The following is an 18,585-nucleotide window of genomic DNA, read 5'->3' as shown; positions in this document are numbered from 1 at the left end:
AACCCGCAGGAAGCTTATGCTTCTAAAGGGACCGAGCTAAGAGGTGGCAGTGACAAGGAATCTCACAATCATTATGGGGACGGGCAAGAACCAGCCCGCGGCGGCTATGTTGATAGCTGTTCTCACGGAGTTGAACACTTCAGGGACGCTGTACCTTGGCTATCCGCTTCTGGCGACTGCGGATGAACCGATAAATGTCGACGCCATCCTGGTCAGTGCCGATCATGGGATTGTCGCGTTTCGATTTGCCGACGAAAGCCCTTCTGATGCTGCTAGCTGGGAGGATGCAATCGGAGATCAGGATCGACTTTTTACCGGATTAGAGGCCCATCTTCGCAGGCATGAGTCACTCCGGCACAGGCGGGGACTAGCGTTCGATGTCAATACCGTAACGCTGTACCCACACCCAATCGGAGAAGTACCCGAAACGGATGGTGTGTACCTCTCATTCGGGCAACTGTCCGAATGGCTGCAGAGTCTTGAGCCATTGGACGACGCCCTAGTGGCGAGGCTTCTTTCTGTCCTCCAGCGTGTTACGAACATCAAACCCTTGAAGAAGCGGGTTGACGCCATCCGCGAGGGTTCTCGGGGATCCAAACTGAAAATAATCGAAAAATCGATTGCCAATCTCGACCGCTGGCAGCAAGCTGCAGCCATCGAGACACCTGATGGGCCCCAACGAATTCGCGGTCTGGCAGGTTCTGGGAAGACCGTAGTCCTCGCACTGAAAGCGGCTCTTCTTCACTCAAATAATCCAACCTGGGATATAGCGTTTACTTTTCAGTCCCGCGCCCTGTATCAGCAAATAGATGATTTAATCACAAGGTTCACATTTGAGCACATGAGCGACAGGCCAGACCCCGCCAAGTTGCAGGTTCTTCATTCATGGGGGTCGGCCAGCAAGTCGGGGATCTACAGCCGGATCGCTTCGAGCCTAAATGCGCCTATTCGCGACTTCGCTTATGCCAGTGGAATGTATGGTCGCGATAACGCATTCCAGGGTATCTGCAGGGAGCTCTTAGACTATTCTCGGGGTATTGACGTAGTTCCCTTGTTCGACGCGGTGCTTATTGATGAGGCTCAGGACCTTCCTCCGGAGTTCTTTCAGCTGATCTACAAGTTTACACGGGAGCCAAAGAGAATTGTTTGGGGCTTTGACGAGCTCCAGAAGCTTTCGGAAGCAATGATGCCAGAAACGGATGATCTTTTCGGAAAAGGCGAGGATGGCGAAAGTTTGGTCAGTCTTCACCAGGCGGAAAATGCTCCTAAGCGGGACATTATCCTACCGGTCTGCTATCGCAATACGCCATGGGCGCTGGCAGTGGCGCACGGACTGGGAATAGGAGTTTATAGAACTGAAGGTCTCGTTCAACATCCGGACAACCCGAAACTCTGGTCGGAAATCGGGTATGACGTAAAGGCCGGGAAGCTCGAGTTGGGTGAGCGCGTCTCCCTACAAAGATCCAGTCGCCACACGCCGGAGTATTTCCGTACGCTGCTCAGCGATCGCGATGCACTTTCGGTTCACGCTTTTGAAGTGGAAGAACAGCAGGATCGTTGGGTGGCGGAACAAATCCGTATTAACCTGGGTCATGACGAGCTTGAATCAGATGACATCTTGATTGTCCTTCCCGATGCCTACACTGCAAAGTCGCGCGCCGCCGCCATAATATCAATGCTTGCCCGTCTTGGCATTGCTGCTCATTTGGTCGGCGTCAACTCAAGCCAAGACGAGGTCTTCAGGGACGGCTCGGTTGCGATAACCCACATTCATCGCGCCAAGGGCAATGAGGCCCCAATGGTCTACGTCTTGGATGCACAGCGAACCGTTATCGGTCAGAACCACGTTTCACGACGAAACACTTTGTTCACAGCCATTACTAGAAGCCGCGCGTGGGTACGCGTCTGCGGTTTTGGAGCCAGAATTTCTGTTATCCGCGACGAAATCGATAAAATTGTTCGTTCTGATTACAGGTTGGAATTCAATATCCCCAGCGCCGAATCCTTGGCCGTATTGCGACATCAGGAGAATGTGGGATCAACTCTTGCACCTGCAGAGGAGATTCTGGAAAACCTGCTGACTGCGTTGAAGAATGGCTCACTATCTTTGGATGATCTGCCGTTGGAATTCCGGAGCAAGATTTCTTCTTCGGAGCCCGCCATGCCTGATAGAGATGAGTGATTGGAATAGCCTGCATCAGGAAACTCAAAATATCCTAGATTATATGCAGAAGAAGAAGTTGGCATATTTTACCAATGCTGTGTCAAAGACGGTAAGTACGATATCTTGGGCTGCAGGGAAGGGAAACGGTTTTCTTACTCACAGGGGTGACCCGACCATCGACCAATATCATCAATGGATAGTAGATGGACACTACTCTGCCATATTAATGGATGGTTCTCTCCTCCAAATTTCCTATGATTTCGACGAGGGTGAGGTGTCAGGTCATCGGTTGGCATACGTCCCGTGTCCCTTTGATATTGATTCTGGCATCATGCTGGAAATGACTCCGGGCGATGCCGTGGAGCTCTATAAGCTTGAGAAGCTGGGCGATGTAAGGTTGCGTTCTCCTCTGCGATTTGATTTCGCACCAGGCCAGGCGAAGCCTGGCCACCCTGCGTCGCACTTGACGATCAACTCTTCGACATGTCGGATCGCTTGTTCTGCGCCGATTCGAGTCGGAAGATTTGTGGATTTCGTCTACCGCCACTTCTATCCGAAGCTTCACGTTCTCCACGGAGACTTTTTTGAGGCTCTGGCTTTTGGTTCTCTGGGCACCGATTGCCTGTCCCCGGAGGAGGGGCTCGGACTCCATCTCCGGTGGTGACGACCAGAACAACGCCGAGGACCCCTGATCCGACTCGCATTTGTCCGGACGAGCCATGGCCTGGCGCAGTGACTAATTTCATTGGGGGAAGGGCAGAGGCGAAGCTGCCGGAGGGCTTGTACGAACTGTTCAGCACGGAACTACTCGGCGCACGCCTGGTCCAAGCAGCAGAGTTGCAGCCGATATTCGCAGACTTTGAGGACGACGATGGCCCGGACATCCTTTCCCGCCACGTCGCGGAAGCCGTCCGCCAAGCCCTCGAAGCAACGAAACCAGCGGAGCGCGTGCACCTCGCGAACAAGCTCCTCCAAGAACTGAACACCACGGACCGCATCGCAGACGGCCCAAGTCAGCTCCAGTCCCTGCACCGCCCTGACTCTCTCAAACGCCGCAACCTGCGCCGCCCCACCACCAAGCTCAGCGATTCGGCTCTACTTACCAACAGCAAAGACGATCCGAACCTTGCCGCGGAGCTTCGGACCGAGATCGAGTCGGCCAACACGGTGGACTTTCTGTGCGCTTTTGTCCGCTGGACAGGCCTCCGCCTGCTCCATCCGGCGCTTGAGGAACTCAAGGAACGCGGAGCCAAACTCCGCGTCATCACCACGACTTACATGGGCGCCACGGAACGCCGCGCCATCGACGAGCTCGTCACGCGTTACGGCGCGGAAGTGAAGATCAGCTACGAAACCCAGGCCACCCGCCTGCACGCCAAGGCCTGGCTGTTCCGCCGGAAATCCGGCTTCGACACCGCCTACGTCGGCAGCTCCAACCTCAGCCAGGCTGCCCTCCTGGACGGACTGGAATGGAACGTCCGGCTCAGCTCGGTCGGCACGCCCGCTCTGCTGCAGAAGTTCGAGGTCACCTTCGACAGCTACTGGGCCCAGCGCGCCTTCCAGAACTACGATCCCGAACGCGACGGCGAAAAACTGGACGCCGCCCTGGAACGAAACGGCGGCCGGCGCAGCGCCATCCCTGGGGCAGCCACCGGCCTCGAAGTCCAGCCCTACCTCCACCAGGAGGAGATGCTTGAGGACCTGGAAGCCGAACGGCTCAAGGGCTTCAACCACAACCTCGTCGTCTCAGCCACCGGCACCGGCAAGACCGTCGTCGCCGCGCTGGACTACAAGCAACTCTGCGAAACTGCAGGCCGCGATCTGAAACTGCTTTTCGTGGCCCACCGCCAGGAAATCCTCAAACAGGCCATGCGCACCTACCGCGACGTCATGCAGGACGGTGCCTTCGGCGAACTCTACGTCGGGGAGCACAAGCCCCGGCAGTGGAAGCACATCTTCGCCTCCGTCCAGTCGCTGTCATCCCTCGGCATCGAACAACTGGAACCGGACTTTTTCGACGTCGTGGTCATCGACGAATTCCATCACGCCATGGCTCCCACCTACCGCCGGCTGCTGGACCACCTCCAGCCGCAGCAGCTCCTCGGACTGACCGCGACGCCGGAACGCGGCGACGGCGTCGACGTCGCCAGGCAGTTCTTCGACGGCCGCACCGCCAGCGAACTGCGCCTCTGGGATGCCCTGGACGCCGACCTGCTGGTGCCGTTCCACTACTTCGGCGTCTCGGACGACGTCGACCTGAGCCAGCTGGAGTGGAAGCGCGGCAACTACGACACCGCGCAGCTGAGCAACCTCTACACCGGCAACGACGCCCGCGCCGCCAAGGTGATCCGCGAACTGCGTGACAAGGTCACCAGCACGGACCAGATGCGGGCCATCGGCTTCTGCGTCTCCGTCCAGCACGCCCACTACATGGCGCTGGTGTTCAACCGCGCCGGCATCAAGTCCGTTGCCGTTGACGGGAGCACCGACGACGCCGCCCGCGCAGCGGCCCTGGAACGGCTCCGCACACGGGAGATCAACTGCATCTTCGCCGTCGACCTCTTCAACGAACCGCGAAAGCCTAGTCTGCGGTCTTGACGTCATCGGACGCTGACTATCCGTCAATATTGTTTCGGAGGAGCTCCACCCATTCCTTCATTGAGGCGCGGCTAGTCTCTATTTCTTCGAGTCTGATAATGCTGGAGTTTACGAAGCGTTCAATGCTTACGGATCTTCCGTTGACCGGCCATCCGAAAATCAGGTTCATAAGTGCATCAAAGCTTTCAAATACTGAGAGTATTACCCCGGTGTCGTTGAATGCTTGGGTGCCCAGTTCAGTCACATCGAGTGGTACATGACCCGGCCAATCGACAACAATCGCTGCGGTCCATATTTCGGCGCGAGCACACGCGTGCGCGAACGCCAGAACTTCGCCAGCTGGAACGGATTTCCCACGTACTTCTACCGCCAGGAAGGGCTTTTGGTCATCGTACACCTGGATGTCGCCGGGAAAATCTCGGGATGGGTCATTGATTTTTCGTGTTCCAACGTCGCCATGAGCTACGTCCAAAGCAGCTGCCGCAAGCGCTTGGAGACGTTTTGGCCGTTCTGGAACACCTGGTCGTAGATAGTCACGTGCAATTGAGAAGATCACGCCGATGTCCATGGTGTGGGCCGAGGGCTCGTATGCGGGAATGCCTTGATGGTGATTGTAGGCGACTCTCAGGTACGCGGCCAGGGCCGATTGGGCTTCTTCAGCATTGGCTTGAGCGAGGTTGCCGAGTTGCCCTACGAAGGCGTCGTGTTGGTCACGGTTTCTCACTCGATCGATGAGCGACATATGGTCGTATCGAAAAAAGGGTTGGTTGTTCAGGGGCTCTCGGCCTCGGGCGCGGATGGAAAAACCGAGCCTCTGTGCTCCTGGAACTAGGACTGAGTGCCCCAAAGTCCGCGAGCTGTAGCTGTATTCCGAATACTGTGCCTTGATGGAAAGCGGATCGGCCCGCGAATCTACAGATCGGGCGAGGAGAGCGGTACCAAGGGCAACTGCATAGGTCTTGGATGACATATCAAATGTTTGAGCGGAGAATTCCGACCACTGCATCGGTAACGACTCGTCGGAAAGCGCGCGCCTCGCCGCAGCGTCCAGGCACGTCTTAGCAAGTGTTAAGTCAATTTGTATTCCCAAGTTGGAAAACTCCTAATATATACGGTCGGTCTAGCCTGGTAGGCTGAATATCAATTGTTCGGCTGAATCAGAATCGCGCTCGGCGTCGGCGCCCAAATAACCAAGTTGAGTCAGTAGCGCTCGCGCTACCACCTTACCTAGTTCCACGGGTACCGCGTTGCCTAGCTGTCGCTGAGCATCTAAGCGTGAGCCTACGACCTTGAACGTGTCGGGGAATGACATCAACCGCAGCATTTCTGGCAAGCGCAGTCGTCGCGCCCGGGGATTACCGTCTGAACTGTAGACATTTTCCCAATGAAACGGACCGACCCATGGACCGGGCTGAGCTTGAATAGTAGAAGACGGGCGGTCCGGATCCAGGCGGAGCAGGAACGTCCAGTATCTGCTTCGCCACTTGAAGACATTTTGCCCATCGTATCGATCTGTGTGCCAGAGGTAGTTTTGCCCCGGAGGTACTTGAGCAGCGAGATCAGCGAACTCTCCCTCGACCATTTCCTCAGGTTCAGGATCGGAGGGGAGACCGAGTAGAGCCTCCCTCGCAGTCACGTAGGGAATCTTTGAGAGGTCCGTCTTTCGATCCCGCTCGCTCCATCCCGAATGTGTGGGTTTTGGAAACCGGAACGTCTTTCCGTCGCGCCGGCCCACAATGAACACTCGCCGACGAAGCTGAGGAATGCCAAAATCGGCCGCCACGAGAACTTTCCACTGGGGATTGTAGCCAAGATCTGTCATCGCTGCGAGCAATCGATCGAGCTGTGCTCGATGGGTCTTGTAGGTGAGTCCTTGGACATTCTCAAGGATGAATGCTTCTGGCCGGGATTCTCGCACCACGCGCACATATTCGTCTAGCAGGGAGGCGTTAGGGTCTCTGCTTTCCCTTTTTTCTTTGATCCAAAAACCCGACTTGCTGAATGGTGTGCACGGGGGACCACCGATGACTAGCACAGGATCACCGGCTGAAAGCCCGCCCACGCTCAGCAAATCGCGTGTGCTCGTGGTTCGAATGTCTCCACAGACTGTTGCAGTCTCGGGCATGTTGGCTCGGAGTGTCACTAACGCGGACTCTTCGTAGTCGGTGGCAACCGCTATTCTCACGGGTTGGACTCCCGCCTTCGACGCGTTGAGGGGCTCGTCGGCCGCTCGCTCAACGGCATAATCGAGACCGCCCGCTCCCGAAAATAGGCTCACTACAGGTAAACGAGGATCACTCAGCAAACTTAACTCCCTAGAAAATTGGTCTAACGCGCCACGCTCCAACGATCCTACGGACGGGCTGGGCGAGCGGTTTAAGCAGACAAGCCATTGTCTCAGGTGTCCGCGACAAAATAGCCCGTCCGGATTCACGGCCGACTCCGGTCCCGCTCGGCGAAGAACACCTGCTGGCCCAGGATGTCCCAGCGCTGCGTGGAGTTCTTGAAGCCGTCCAGCAGCCACTTCTCCTGCTCCGCGCCCGTGATGGTGCGGTCCTCGGCGAGGCGTCCGGCCACGTTCTTCTTCCAGCCGTCGCCGGAACCGAACTGCGGGCCCTCCGACGAGAACCTGGAGTTGGCCCTTGGCTCCACCACGATCAGCGCCGTGCCGTCGCGTCGACGTCGAGCACGGCGGCGGCCGAAGTGTCCACACCGGCGCGTCCCAGGGCGTCCAGCATCAGCCGGCCGGAAGCGTTCTCGCCCATCGCCCCGATGATTCTCGCGCTGGCGCCCAGACGTGCAGGCTGCTGCCGCCGATGGACTTCCCGGCAGACGGGAGCCTGTCCGTGGTGGCGCTGACGTGAGTAATCCGCGGCCTCACCTCGAACCAGCCGCCACCTCAACGGCAACCCCGGCCTCCCGGAACTTCGCCGTCCCACTTCTGCACCAAGTTAGCGGCTGCGCGCTCTGACATAGGGTGCGGCGGTGCTGGAACGGACGATGAAGCGGGTTTGAACGAGTTCGTCGGCTGGCTCCGTCGGTTCAGATCCGGGTTTGAGCTGGGCCAGCAGCCGATCGACTGCCCGGGTGCCTTGTTGGCGGGCGAACTGGTCGATGGTGGTCAGGCCAAGGACTTCGCCCATCTCGTGGCCGTCCACACCGATCACGGAGAGCTCGTCTGGGATCCTCAGTCCCAGATCGCGGGCGGCGAGGAGTGCCCCGGCCGCCATTTCGTCGGAGGCGGCGAAGATGGCTGTGGGCCGTTCGGCTGCATTGGCGAGCAGGTGCTTGGCCTGGGCGTAGGCGTCGTTGAGCGTGTAATCGGAGACGAGTGACCACGCATCGCGCAGCGGCAGGCCGGCGTCGGCCATGGCTTCCTCGTAGCCGACGCGGCGGCCGGTGGAAATCTTGAAGTACCGGCCCACTTCGTGTTCGCCGCCGATGTGCGCGATCCTGGTGTGGCCGAGGCTGATCAGGTGCTCGGTGGCCTGCCTGCCGATGCCGGGGTCATCGGTCCTGATTGTTGCCATGCCGGGGAGGGGTCCGCCCACCCCCACCACGGGTATGCCGGCCGAGAGGATCTGCTTTACTTCGTGTTCGTTGAGCTGCAGGGAGACTGCGATGACGCCGTCGAGCCGTTTGCGAAGGAGGAAGTCGCCTAACACGGTTTCGCGGTAGCGGTCGCCCTGGAAGTCGTACAGGGTGAGGTCGTAGCCGGCGTCCATGAGGGCGGCGCTGGCGCCTTCCAGCAGCGTGGAAAAGTACCAGCTGTTGACATAGGGGAGGACCAGCCCCACGTTCCGGCTGCGTCCTGTCGCCAGGCTGGAAGCATGGTAGGACCCTATGAAGCCCAGTTCGCTGGCCGCGCTGGTGACGGCCTGCCTCGCCCGGGCCGAGACGCTGCCGTTGCCGCTCAGCGCACGCGACGCCGTGGCCGGAGAAACCCCGGCCAGGCGCGCAACGTCTTTTATTCCTGCCACTGATCCTCTGTGCCCCTTGGGTCCGTACGCAGCCAGACGCAGTGCGCGGGTCCCAGCTTACGCTGACCGGACGGCCGATCATCCGTGGACAGCAGTACCTCAAGGCCTGGCAGGTCCACAGGCTCCTTGCCCATGTTCATCATGACCAGTACTCCGTTGTTGACGAAGGCGATGCAGTCCGTTCCGATGGATGCCGACAGCCAGTCCAGGGAGCCCGCACCGAGGCTCTCGGCCCGGCGGAGACGCAGGGCCCGGCGGTACAGCGACAGCACGGAAGACGGGTCCGCACGCTGGATATTCCGGGAAAGTTGGGCCCAGTCCGTAGGCTGGGGCAGCCACGCGTCCCCGGTGCCGCTGAAGCCGAAAGCCGGGGCCGCTGCGTCCCAGGGCAGCGGGATCCGGCAGCCGTCGCGGCCGATCCGCTCGCCGGCGGTCCGGCGGAAGCTGGGATCCTGGCGGAACCCGTGGTCCATGGTGGTGTGGTCCGGCAGGCCCAGTTCCTCACCCTGGTACAGGTAAACCCCGCCGGGCAGCGCAAGCATAAGCATCGACGCGGCGGCGGCACGGCGCAGGCCCAGCTCAGCATCAGGCTGGACGTCCTCGGCGCCGAGGCCGTCACCCGGGCGGGACGACGGCGAGGTGATGCCGAACCGGGTGGCGTGCCGGACGACGTCGTGGTTGGACAGTACCCACGTGGTGGGTGCGCCGACGGAGTCGAACATCCGCAGCGAACTCTCGATGACTGAGCGCAGCGCGGCGGGGTCCCACGGCGTACCGAGGTAGGCGAAGTTGAAGGCCTGGTGCATCTGGTCGGGCATGACCCAGTCGGTCAGCCGGGACAGCGGGTCGATGCTGGCTTCGGCGCAGAGGATGCGCTCGCCGTCGTACTCGGCCAGGACCTCGCGCCAGCGGCGGTAAATGTCGTGGATTTCGGGCTGGCCGAACATGGGTGCAAGGTGGCCGGGGTAGTCATCGGTGCTCACGCCGTCCGCCCGGCCATGCCAGTCCGGAAGGTCCTTGGCTTTGATCAGGGCATGTGCCACGTCCACGCGGAAGCCGGCCACTCCTCTGTCCAGCCAGAAGCGCAGGATGCGTTCGAATTCGGCGCGGACTGCGGGGTTGTCCCAGTTGAAGTCCGGTTGGGAGGAGTCGAAAAGGTGCACGTACCACTGGCCAGGCTCCCCGGATGGCTCCGTGATCCTGGTCCAGGCTGATCCGCTGAAGTGGGACTGCCAGTTGTTCGGCGGACGGCTGCCGTCCTTGCCGCGTCCGTCCCGGAAGATGAACATGTCCCGTTCCCGGCTGCCGGGGCCGGCCTTGAGCGCGGCCTGGAAGAGTGCGTTGTCCGAGGAACAGTGGTTGGGCACGAGGTCCACGATGACCTTGATGTCCAGCGAAGACGCCCGTGTGACCAGTGCGTCAAAGTCTGTGAGGGTTCCGAACAGCGGATCGACGTCGCAGTAGTCCGCCACATCGTAGCCGCCGTCGCGCTGCGGCGAGACGTAAAAGGGGGACAGCCAGACGGCGTCGATGTCGAGTTCGGCGAGATGGTGCAGCTCGGCGGTAATGCCGGGCAGGTCTCCCGCTCCGTCGCCGTTCAGGTCCCTGAACGAGCGCGGATAAATCTGATAGATCACCGATGACCGCCACCACTGCGAACCTTCGTCAGCGGGGTGAACAGGCACCAGCCGGGCGGGGGAGAGGCGGGGCACGTCAGGGGCGATTGTTTCACTCATGTGGGCAATGGTAGCCGGGTTGATGAAATTTCTGGAACGGCTTCCACTCAGTGTTTGCATGATGCCGGGTCATTTTCGGGGACAGTGGACGTTTTTTGTGGAATCGCTTACAGTAGTGACTTGTCTCACCCGGTCCGGCCCTGGAATCACTTCCAGAGGTCGAAAGCCGCGGATACAGCAGAGGGCAAATGCCCATTTTATAAAGGAGGCGCATCGGTGCGCACATCTCTTGTCAAGTCCTCGACCCGGAGGGCCAGGGCATCACTCACCACGGCCGCTGCCGTTTCCCTCATGCTCCTCGCCTCCGGCTGCTCCGGCGGCGGTGCTCCTGCCGGCAGCGCGACCGCCACGCCCTCGGAAAGCCCGACGGCGGCCGCCGCACCCTCGGCTTCCGACGCGGCGCCCGTCCGCGGCGACGCGGACCTGGTCATCTGGGCCAACGGCGCGGTGGTTCAGGCACTGACGCCGATCGCCGATAAGTTCGGCAAAGACAACGGCATTACCGTGGCCGTCCAGGCGGTCGCGACGGAGCTCCAGACCAACTTTGTCACCGCCAACTCGTCCGGGAACGGCCCCGACGTGGTCATCGGTGCCCACGACTGGATCGGCAACATGGTCCAGAACGGCTCCATCGACCCCGTGCAGATCACCGCCGAGCAGAAGAAGGCGTTCCTGCCGGTTGCAACGGACGCGGTGACCTACAACGGGCAGACCTACGGGATGCCGGCCTCGGTTGAATCACTGGTGCTGATCCGCAACAAGGCCCTGGCGCCCGTAGAGCCGAAATCCTTCGAAGAACTCATCGCCGCAGGACAGGCGGCAGTTGAGTCAGGAAAAGCCGAGCGGGCACTCAATCTTCAGGTGGGCCCCAAGGACGCTTACTTCATGCAGCCGATCTTTTCCTCGGCCGGAGGATACCTCTTCGGCAAGAAAGCCGACGGCAGCTTTGATCCCTCGGATCTGGGCGTAGGCAAGGAAGGCTCCCTCGCTGCTGCCAAGAAGATCGGTGAGCTCGGCGAGAAGGGTTCCAAGGTGCTTAGCACGTCCGTCAGCGCCGACAACTCGAGTGCGCTGTTCAACCAGGGCAAGACCGCGTTTATGATCAACGGCCCCTGGGCGCTGGGTGACATCAAAAAGGCCGGCATCGACTACGCGCTGAGCCCCATCCCCGGGTTCGCAGGCATGAAGCCGGCCCAGCCGTTTACCGGCGTCCAGGCTTTCTACGTCGCGTCCAAAGGCAAGAACAAGTCCTTTGCCGAGACCTTCGTGCAGACCGTTGCTTCCCAGAAGGAGACCCAGCGCGCGCTCTACGAGGCGGACCACATTCCGCCGGCAATTGCTGCCCTGATTGACGAGGTTGCCAAAGCCGACCCGGATACCAAGGTAGCCGCTGAAGCCGCCGCAGCCGGCATCCCGATGCCATCGCTTCCCCAGATGGCCGCTGTCTGGGCGCCACTGGGCCAGGCAGAAACAGCCATCGTAGGCGGCGCCGACCCGGCCGAGACCATGACACAAGCCGGCAACACCATCGCCGGTGCGCTGAAGTAATTTCCCGATGGCTACCCGAACTCTGAAGAAAACGGGAAAGGTGGTGGGGCCCAGTCTTTCGCTGGGCTCCACCACGTCAGTTCCCGCCCTGCTGGCAAAGATCCTCGGCCTCGGCGCTGCCCTTGGCGCCGCCATCTCCCTGACCCCGCTCCTTCTGGCGGGCGAGCAGTGGGGCATGCTCACCGGACTCTGGATCGGCGTGGCAGGCCTCATCGCCGTCTACTCGACCCGGCGCCTGGTGCCGCTGAAGTATCTGCTTCCCGGCACTCTGCTGCTCACCGTCTTTGTGCTCCTGCCGATAATTTCCACCGCGCAGCTGTCCTTCACAAACTCCGGCGACGGAACCCGCGGCTCCAAGGAAGACACGGTCGCCACGATCGTGCAGAATTCCGTCACACAGGCGCCTGATTCGAAGACCTACAACCTCTCCGTGGGGACAAAAGGCTCGACGACGGACGGGCCCTTCATCTTCTTCCTGGTGGACAAGGCCTCGCAGGAGATCTATACCGGAGACGCCGACGGACTCAAACCACTCGCCGGAGCCGACGCCGCAGTAGCCGGCGGATTCGTCAAGCAGGCTCCGGGTTACACGATCCTCACGGGCAAGGAGGTTAATGCCGCTGGCACCAAGGTCAGCAGCGTGACCGTTCCCACGGACAAGGGCGCCATCCGCGCCCAAGGCATCAACAGGGCCTTCGAAGGCATCCAGACGTTGAAGTACGACGCCGCCAGCGACAGCATCACCGATTCCGCCACCGGGAAGGTCTTCACGGTCCAGAAATTCGGTGACCGTGAATACTTCGCCGATGCCAGCGGTGCCAAGGGCTTTGACCAGAGCTGGGAACGCAACGTCGGTTTCGATAACTACGCCAGGCTGTTCACCGACCCCCAGATCCGCGACTCCCTGCTGGGATCCTTCGTCTGGACGCTGGTCTTTGCCGTCGGGTCCGTGGGGAGCACCTTCGTCGTCGGCCTCCTTCTGGCCGGTGCGCTCAATGACCCGCGCGTGCGCGGGCTGAAGTTCTACCGCGCGGTGATGATCATTCCCTACGCCATCCCGGTGTTCATCTCCTTCATCGTGTGGCAAAGCTTCTATAACAAGGACTTCGGGCTCATCAACTCCATGCTCGGCGGTGCGAAGATTGACTGGCTGGGCGACCCTCTCCTCGCGAAGATCGCCGTGCTGCTGACCAACCTGTGGGTAGGATTCCCGTACATGTTCCTGATTGCCACCGGCGCCCTGCAGGCGCTCCCGCAGGATGTTGCGGAAGCGGCGAAGATCGACGGCGCCAGCGGCTGGACGACGTTCACGCAGGTACAGTTCCCGCTGCTGCTGGTTGCGGTGGCGCCCCTGCTGGTCTCGTCTTTCGCGTTCAACTTCAATAACTTCAACGTCATCCAGCTGGTGACCGGCGGCGGACCCTTCCCGAACGGCGGCGGACAGATCGGTGCCACGGACATCCTGATCAGCGGCGCCTACCGGATCGCTTTCGGCGGCGCGGGTGCCGAGTTCGGCTTCGCCTCTGCCATTTCCGTAGTCCTGTTCATTGTCACGGCAGTGCTCGCAGGCATCCAGTTCCGCTACACCAAAGCCCTGGAGGACGTGCGATGACCAGCACACTCACCAAGACAACGCCCGACGACGCCGCCGCCACCAGCACCCGGATGCGGGTCCGGAAGAACGGCCTGGAGGTGCCCCGCGGCAGGCGCTGGTGGCGCGAGGTCGGCTGGCGCCACATTGTGGGCCTCGCCGGCGTCGCGTTCGCGGGTTTTCCGGTGCTCTACATCGTCTCCGCCGCTTTCAACCCCCTTGGAAGCGTGGCCACCACGGAAATCATTCCGCGGACCTTCAGCCTGGTGAACTTCGAGACGCTGCTGGGCGGATCCAAGGGTCCGTTCGGCGCGTGGTACCTCAATACGCTGATCCTGTGCACCGTGGTATCCGTGGCACAGGTAATCCTGAGCACCCTGGCCGCCTACGCCTTCTCCCGCTTCCGTTTCTACGGACGGCGCGGCGGACTGCTGGCGCTGCTCCTGGTCCAGATGTTCCCGCAGTTCCTCGCCGTGGTGGCGCTCTTCCTGATGATCGCGAACTTCGGCAAGGTCATCCCGGGCATCGGCCTGAACACACTCTCCGGCTACGCGCTGGTGCTGATGGGCGGCGCCTTGGGACAGGTCTGGCTCATCAAGGGATTTTTTGACTCCATCCCGCACGAACTTGACGAGGCCGCCCGGATTGACGGTGCCGGGCACTTCCGCACCTTCACCAGCATCATTTTGCCCCTGATCCGTCCCGTCCTGGCCGTCACCGGCCTGCTGGTCTTCGTGGCGGTGATCGGCGAATACATCCTGGCGAGCATCTTCCTCACGGACAACGGCGTGAAGACCCTCGCGGTGGGCATGTTCGGGATCATCGCCGGGGACCGCAGCAACAACCTCGGTGTCTTCGCGGCAGGTTCGGTCATGATCGCGTTGCCGGTGCTCCTCCTGTTCCTGTACTTGCAGAAATTCATCGTGGGCGGCCTCACCGCCGGATCAGTGAAGTAGGACTTACTACCGGGGCATGACGCAGTAACTTCCGCTGGAGCGGCGTTCACGCGGTCAGGGCGCGGGCACTCATCCGAATGCCCGGGTTACTGTGCGCCGGATGTTTGTTCCCTGCAATGAACGTTTGTGCAGGCGAGGCTGGCCGTTTTCCCAGGCTGCCCGAAGGCGAAAAGCACGTACTGACCAGTAGCTTTGGGTCGCGGGGGAGCGTCATTTCAGGGTGGACAGGTGTTCGGCCGCGGAACCGGTTTTCGTGCACATCCGTGCAAATCTGTAGCCGCATCGGGCTCCGGGCTGCCTACTGTTGAGTATCCGGGCAACCCTGGCTGACTCTCAGCACAGGAATTCCTGCTGGCCCGCAGCCCGCTGACACACGAACAAAGAGGTTTCAATGTCACTGCTCACCAAAGTCCTGTCCACCGCTGCCGCTGCCGTCCTGGCCGGCTCCCTGGCCGTGGCCCCCGCCCATGCGGGACCTGTTGAGCTTTCCCCGCCGGGCGCCAACGACTGGTCCTGCAAACCAAGCGCCGAGCATCCGTATCCGGTCATCCTGGTGCCCGGAACTTTTGAGAGCATGGACAAGAACTGGTCCACCCTCTCGCCCTACCTCAAGAGCGCCGGGTACTGCGTCTTCGCCCTCAACTACGGCGAGACCAACGGCGTGTATGCCACCGCGCCGGTCGCCGATTCGGCACAACAACTCGCGCCGTTCGTGGACAAAGTGCGTGCCGCCACCGGCGCCAAGAAGGTGGATCTTGTGGGCCACAGCCAGGGCGGCATGATGCCCCGCTACTACATGGGCTTCCTCGGCGGCGCCAAGAACGTCCACCACCTCATCGGGATCGCACCCTCCAACCACGGCACCGAAGGTGTAATCGTCCCGCAGCCGGGCGCTGTCCCGGACCCCAACTACACCGGCGTGGGCTGTGCCGCCTGCGCAGACCAGCAGGCGGGATCGGCTTTTATGCAGAAGCTCAACTCCATCGGCGATACGGTTGCGGGACCCTCCTACACCGTCATCTCCACGGTGAACGACGAAGTGGTCATCCCCTACAACAGCCAGTTCCTCAACGGGCCGGCGCGGCAGGTCACCAACATCACCATCCAGGACAAATGCCCGGCCGACCCGATCGAACATGACCAGACGCCCAACGACCCCGTGGTACACCAGCTCGTGGCCCAGGCATTGGGAATGGTGTCGGGGCCTGCTGATCCGGCGTACCAGCCCAACTGCGTCTTGTAAGAGGCGCCGGACTGGGGAGTGGCGCTACTGCAACCCCGGCACCCCGTCCCGGATCTCAAAGGAGGCCTTGGTGCGTACGGGGGATCCCGGCGTCGTGACGTAGTCCAGCACCCGGAAGTCGGCGGTCATCGCGTCTTTGGTGATCTTCGTGTTCACGTAGCCGCGGTTGTCGTTGTAGAACTTCAGGTGCGGGTTCCAGGCCTGCACCGGGTCCGTGGTGGAGCCAGTGCCGTTACCGGTGGACGAGATCGATGTGCACACCAGTTCCGAGCCCACCACGGGCGAGGCCGGGTCCTTGTAGTCCACCTTGACGTCGTTGGCCCAGTTGCGGTGCACGTCGCCGGTCAGGACGACGGCGTTGCGTACCTTGGCGTCCACCCAGCCCTGGGTGATGCGGCGGCGCGAGGCGGCGTAGCCGTCCCACCCGTCCATGGAGACGTCGTCGATCTCCGGCGCCTGGTTCCTGTCCTTCTCGGCGAAGAAGACCTGCTGGCCCAGGATGTCCCAGCGCTGGGTGGAGTTCTTGAAGCCGTCCAGCAGCCACTTTTCCTGCTCCGCGCCGGTGATGGTGCGGTCCTCGGCGAGGCGTCCGGCCACGTTCTTCTTCCAGCCGTCCCCGGCGAGCTGGTCATCGCGGTACTGCCGGGTGTCCATCATGTGGAAGTTGGCCAGCTGGCCCCACTGGATGGTGCGGTAGATCTTCATGTCGACCCCGGTCGGCACTGATGACGCCCGCAGCGGCATGTTCTCGTAGTACGCCTGGAACGCGGCGGTGCGGCGCTGCCGGAACCGCTCGGTGGTGTCGTTCAGCTGAGCCGCGTCGTTATTCTCCGGGATCTCGTCCGCCCAGTTGTTGTCCACCTCGTGGTCATCCCACACCACCAGCCACGGCGCGACCGCATGCGCGGCCTGCAGGTCGGCGTCGGCCTTGTACTGCGCGTGGCGCTGCCGGTAGCCGGCCAGGCTGGAGGTCTCGGGACCTTCGTGGTCGCGCGGGTTGCCGCCGCCGATCACGTAGCTGTCCTTCTTGTACTCGTACAGGTAGTCGCCCAGGTGCAGCACCAGATCCGGCTGGTCCTGGGCCAGCCGGCTGTAGGAGGTGAAGTAGCCGTGCTCGTACTGGGCGCAGCTGGCGAAAGCCATGGCCAGCGCCGCCGGCGTCTCGTGCAGCGCCGGGCTGGTGAGCGTACGGCCCACGGCGCTGACGTGCCGTCCGGTGCGGAACCGGTAGAAGTACTCACGTCCCGGCCGGAGGCCTTTCAGCTCCACGTGCACCGAGTGCGCGGTCTCGATCCGGGCATTCTCGACGCCGCGGGCCACCACCTTGCGCATGCCGGCGTCCTCTGCCACTTCCCAAGCCACCGCAACCTTGCGCGAGGGCATCCCGCCGAGGCCGTCGCCGGCGATGGGGTCCAGCGCCAGCCGGGTCCAGATCACAAAGCCGTCCGGCCACGGTTCGCCGGAGGCGATGCCGAGCTGGAACGGATCGGTGCGGAGGCCGGCGTCGTCCGCGGTGGAAGCGGCGACGGCGGCACCGGGCCAGGCGGCGACGAGTCCGGCCCCGAGGCCTGCGGAAAGAACGGATCTGCGTGAAATGTTATCCATGCCTTCGACCCTACGAAGGCCTGTTGGACAGGTTCTATGGACAGTGTGAACGCGCCATTAACTGCGTGACAAGATCTGTCGACTGGGTTACTGCAGGCTCGGTTTCATCCTGCTCTAGACCGGGGAGGAAAACTTTCCAGCATCATATGGCGCAGCCTCCCCAGAAGTCAGTCTGCGAAGGGTGTTCTGGTTCAGTGCGGACTGCACTACCTTTTGTCTATGGCCATGGGCAAGCGACAGTGCTCTGACCCCCTGCAGGAATTTCTACTCAGAAGGAGTGGGAAAGGTCATGAATCCACGAACCAAGATCCTCTTTGGTGTCATCGTCCTGTTGCTGGTTGTTGGCGGGGTGGCACTGTTTGCCTTCGACAGCACACGAAGGAGCAGGGCCGCGGAGTACAACCCGCAGATCAACCCTGCCGATTTCACCACCAATATAACCAATCAATACTTCGCCCTCCCTGTCGGCAAGAAATTGACTTACGAGACCACCGAGCAAGGAAAGGTCACCGAGAGGATTGAAATCGAAATCCTGCCGGAGACCATGACGATAGAGGGCGTGGAGACGGTGGTGTATCTGGATAGGGAATACAAGAACGGGCAGCTCGTCGAGGAAACCCGGGATTACCTGGCGCAGCACAAAGACGGCGACGTATGGTACTTCGGCGAGGACGTGGACAACTACTGGAACGGGATGTTGTTGAACCACTCCGGCAGCTTTTTACATGGACGAGACGGGGCAAAAGCCGGCATCTGGATGAAGGCCGAGCAGCGCGTCGGCGATTCCTACCGGCAGGAATTTTACGCTGGTCATGCGGAAGACATACGGGACACGGTGGCTGCCGGCGAGACCGTCACCACGAAATCCGGCACCTACACTGACTGCGTCAAGGTCTACGACTGGACGCCGCTAGAAAAGAATGCACGCGAGCATAAGTATCACTGCCCCGGGGTCGGTGCGCTGGTCCTTACCGAGGACCTGGAGACGGGGAGCCGGTCAGAACTCGTGAACGTTGCCCTGCCCTAGAGTTCTCATGCTAGCCCGGGGTTTTCATGAGGGTGGGGCCTGTAGGGTGTGTTTAATCGACGAAAGGTGCTTCTGAGCTGGGAAAATAGTGTTGTTGACGCACTGTTCCACCGGCCGAAAGAAGCACCTTTCTGATG

General features: G+C 61.3%; 13 protein-coding genes and 1 pseudogene. 8 read left to right on the top strand and 6 right to left on the bottom strand.

Annotated features, from left to right (window positions below; genetic code table 11):
• Window positions 1-49: 49 nt before the first annotated feature.
• The 3 genes from AC50X6_RS16330 to AC50X6_RS16320 all read left to right on the top strand — a co-directional run bounded on the left by AC50X6_RS16330 (window position 50) and on the right by AC50X6_RS16320 (window position 4,762).
• A complete protein-coding gene (locus tag AC50X6_RS16330; protein ID WP_494967219.1) occupies window positions 50-2,182 on the top strand; it encodes a DEAD/DEAH box helicase in 2,133 nt (710 codons plus the stop codon).
• A gap of 43 nt (window positions 2,183-2,225) precedes the next feature.
• Entirely contained in the window at window positions 2,226-2,828 is a 603-nt protein-coding gene (locus AC50X6_RS16325; RefSeq protein WP_494967218.1) for a DUF2290 domain-containing protein, read from the top strand.
• Window positions 2,829-2,896: 68 nt separating this feature from the next.
• On the top strand, window positions 2,897-4,762 hold the full coding sequence (locus AC50X6_RS16320; RefSeq protein WP_494967217.1) for a DEAD/DEAH box helicase: 1,866 nt from the start codon (window positions 2,897-2,899) through the stop codon (window positions 4,760-4,762).
• 16 nt (window positions 4,763-4,778) lie between these two features.
• On the opposite strand, the gene AC50X6_RS16315 is transcribed toward AC50X6_RS16320, so the two are convergent.
• The 5 genes and pseudogenes from AC50X6_RS16315 to AC50X6_RS16295 form a co-directional block, all read right to left on the bottom strand.
• Window positions 4,779-5,852: a restriction endonuclease, SacI family gene (locus AC50X6_RS16315; protein ID WP_494967216.1), complete on the bottom strand. Its 1,074-nt coding sequence runs from the start codon at window positions 5,850-5,852 to the stop codon at window positions 4,779-4,781.
• 30 nt (window positions 5,853-5,882) lie between these two features.
• A complete protein-coding gene (locus AC50X6_RS16310) occupies window positions 5,883-7,040 on the bottom strand; it encodes a DNA cytosine methyltransferase (protein WP_494967273.1) in 1,158 nt (385 codons plus the stop codon).
• A 158-nt stretch (window positions 7,041-7,198) separates the two neighbouring features.
• Window positions 7,199-7,363, bottom strand: a pseudogene (locus AC50X6_RS16305) (alkaline phosphatase D family protein); the annotation flags it as partial.
• 350 nt (window positions 7,364-7,713) lie between these two features.
• Complete coding sequence (locus AC50X6_RS16300; protein ID WP_494967215.1) at window positions 7,714-8,742, bottom strand: LacI family DNA-binding transcriptional regulator; 1,029 nt, start codon at window positions 8,740-8,742, stop codon at window positions 7,714-7,716.
• Window positions 8,730-10,478, bottom strand: coding sequence for a glycoside hydrolase family 13 protein (locus AC50X6_RS16295; protein ID WP_494967214.1), 1,749 nt, complete (start codon window positions 10,476-10,478; stop codon window positions 8,730-8,732). Before AC50X6_RS16295 ends, AC50X6_RS16300 begins: the two co-directional genes overlap by 13 nt.
• A gap of 216 nt (window positions 10,479-10,694) precedes the next feature.
• Here AC50X6_RS16295 and AC50X6_RS16290 point away from each other — a divergent pair, with 216 nt between their 5' ends.
• From AC50X6_RS16290 to AC50X6_RS16275, 4 genes are all read left to right on the top strand, one after another.
• On the top strand, window positions 10,695-12,026 hold the full coding sequence (locus AC50X6_RS16290) for a sugar ABC transporter substrate-binding protein (protein WP_494967213.1): 1,332 nt from the start codon (window positions 10,695-10,697) through the stop codon (window positions 12,024-12,026).
• A 7-nt stretch (window positions 12,027-12,033) separates the two neighbouring features.
• Window positions 12,034-13,638: an ABC transporter permease subunit gene (locus AC50X6_RS16285; RefSeq protein WP_494967212.1), complete on the top strand. Its 1,605-nt coding sequence runs from the start codon at window positions 12,034-12,036 to the stop codon at window positions 13,636-13,638.
• Complete coding sequence (locus tag AC50X6_RS16280; protein ID WP_494967211.1) at window positions 13,635-14,573, top strand: sugar ABC transporter permease; 939 nt, start codon at window positions 13,635-13,637, stop codon at window positions 14,571-14,573. Before AC50X6_RS16285 ends, AC50X6_RS16280 begins: the two co-directional genes overlap by 4 nt.
• 391 nt (window positions 14,574-14,964) lie before the next feature.
• A complete protein-coding gene (locus AC50X6_RS16275) occupies window positions 14,965-15,816 on the top strand; it encodes an esterase/lipase family protein (RefSeq protein WP_494967210.1) in 852 nt (283 codons plus the stop codon).
• Window positions 15,817-15,840: 24 nt separating this feature from the next.
• On the opposite strand, the gene AC50X6_RS16270 is transcribed toward AC50X6_RS16275, so the two are convergent.
• A complete protein-coding gene (locus AC50X6_RS16270; protein WP_494967209.1) occupies window positions 15,841-17,421 on the bottom strand; it encodes an alkaline phosphatase D family protein in 1,581 nt (526 codons plus the stop codon).
• 289 nt (window positions 17,422-17,710) lie between these two features.
• On the opposite strand from AC50X6_RS16270, the gene AC50X6_RS16265 reads away from it, so the two are divergent.
• On the top strand, window positions 17,711-18,448 hold the full coding sequence (locus AC50X6_RS16265) for a hypothetical protein (protein WP_494967208.1): 738 nt from the start codon (window positions 17,711-17,713) through the stop codon (window positions 18,446-18,448).
• The last annotated feature ends 137 nt before the right edge of the window (window positions 18,449-18,585 follow it).

The sequence above is a fragment of the Pseudarthrobacter sp. HLT1-7 genome (assembly GCF_059383435.1).
Note: the sequence above shows the minus strand (reverse complement) of the source record. Positions and strands in the feature narration are given on the sequence as shown.

Excerpts from the sequence above, each read along its gene's own strand:
- AC50X6_RS16325 (WP_494967218.1), top strand. The coding sequence starts at position 2,226 with ATGCAGAAGAAGAAGTTGGCATATTTTACCAATGCTGTGTCAAAGACG.
- AC50X6_RS16295 (WP_494967214.1), bottom strand. The coding sequence starts at position 10,478 with ATGAGTGAAACAATCGCCCCTGACGTGCCCCGCCTCTCCCCCGCCCGG.
- AC50X6_RS16285 (WP_494967212.1), top strand. The coding sequence starts at position 12,034 with ATGGCTACCCGAACTCTGAAGAAAACGGGAAAGGTGGTGGGGCCCAGT.
- AC50X6_RS16280 (WP_494967211.1), top strand. The coding sequence starts at position 13,635 with ATGACCAGCACACTCACCAAGACAACGCCCGACGACGCCGCCGCCACC.
- AC50X6_RS16275 (WP_494967210.1), top strand. The coding sequence starts at position 14,965 with ATGTCACTGCTCACCAAAGTCCTGTCCACCGCTGCCGCTGCCGTCCTG.
- AC50X6_RS16270 (WP_494967209.1), bottom strand. The coding sequence starts at position 17,421 with ATGGATAACATTTCACGCAGATCCGTTCTTTCCGCAGGCCTCGGGGCC.
- AC50X6_RS16265 (WP_494967208.1), top strand. The coding sequence starts at position 17,711 with ATGAATCCACGAACCAAGATCCTCTTTGGTGTCATCGTCCTGTTGCTG.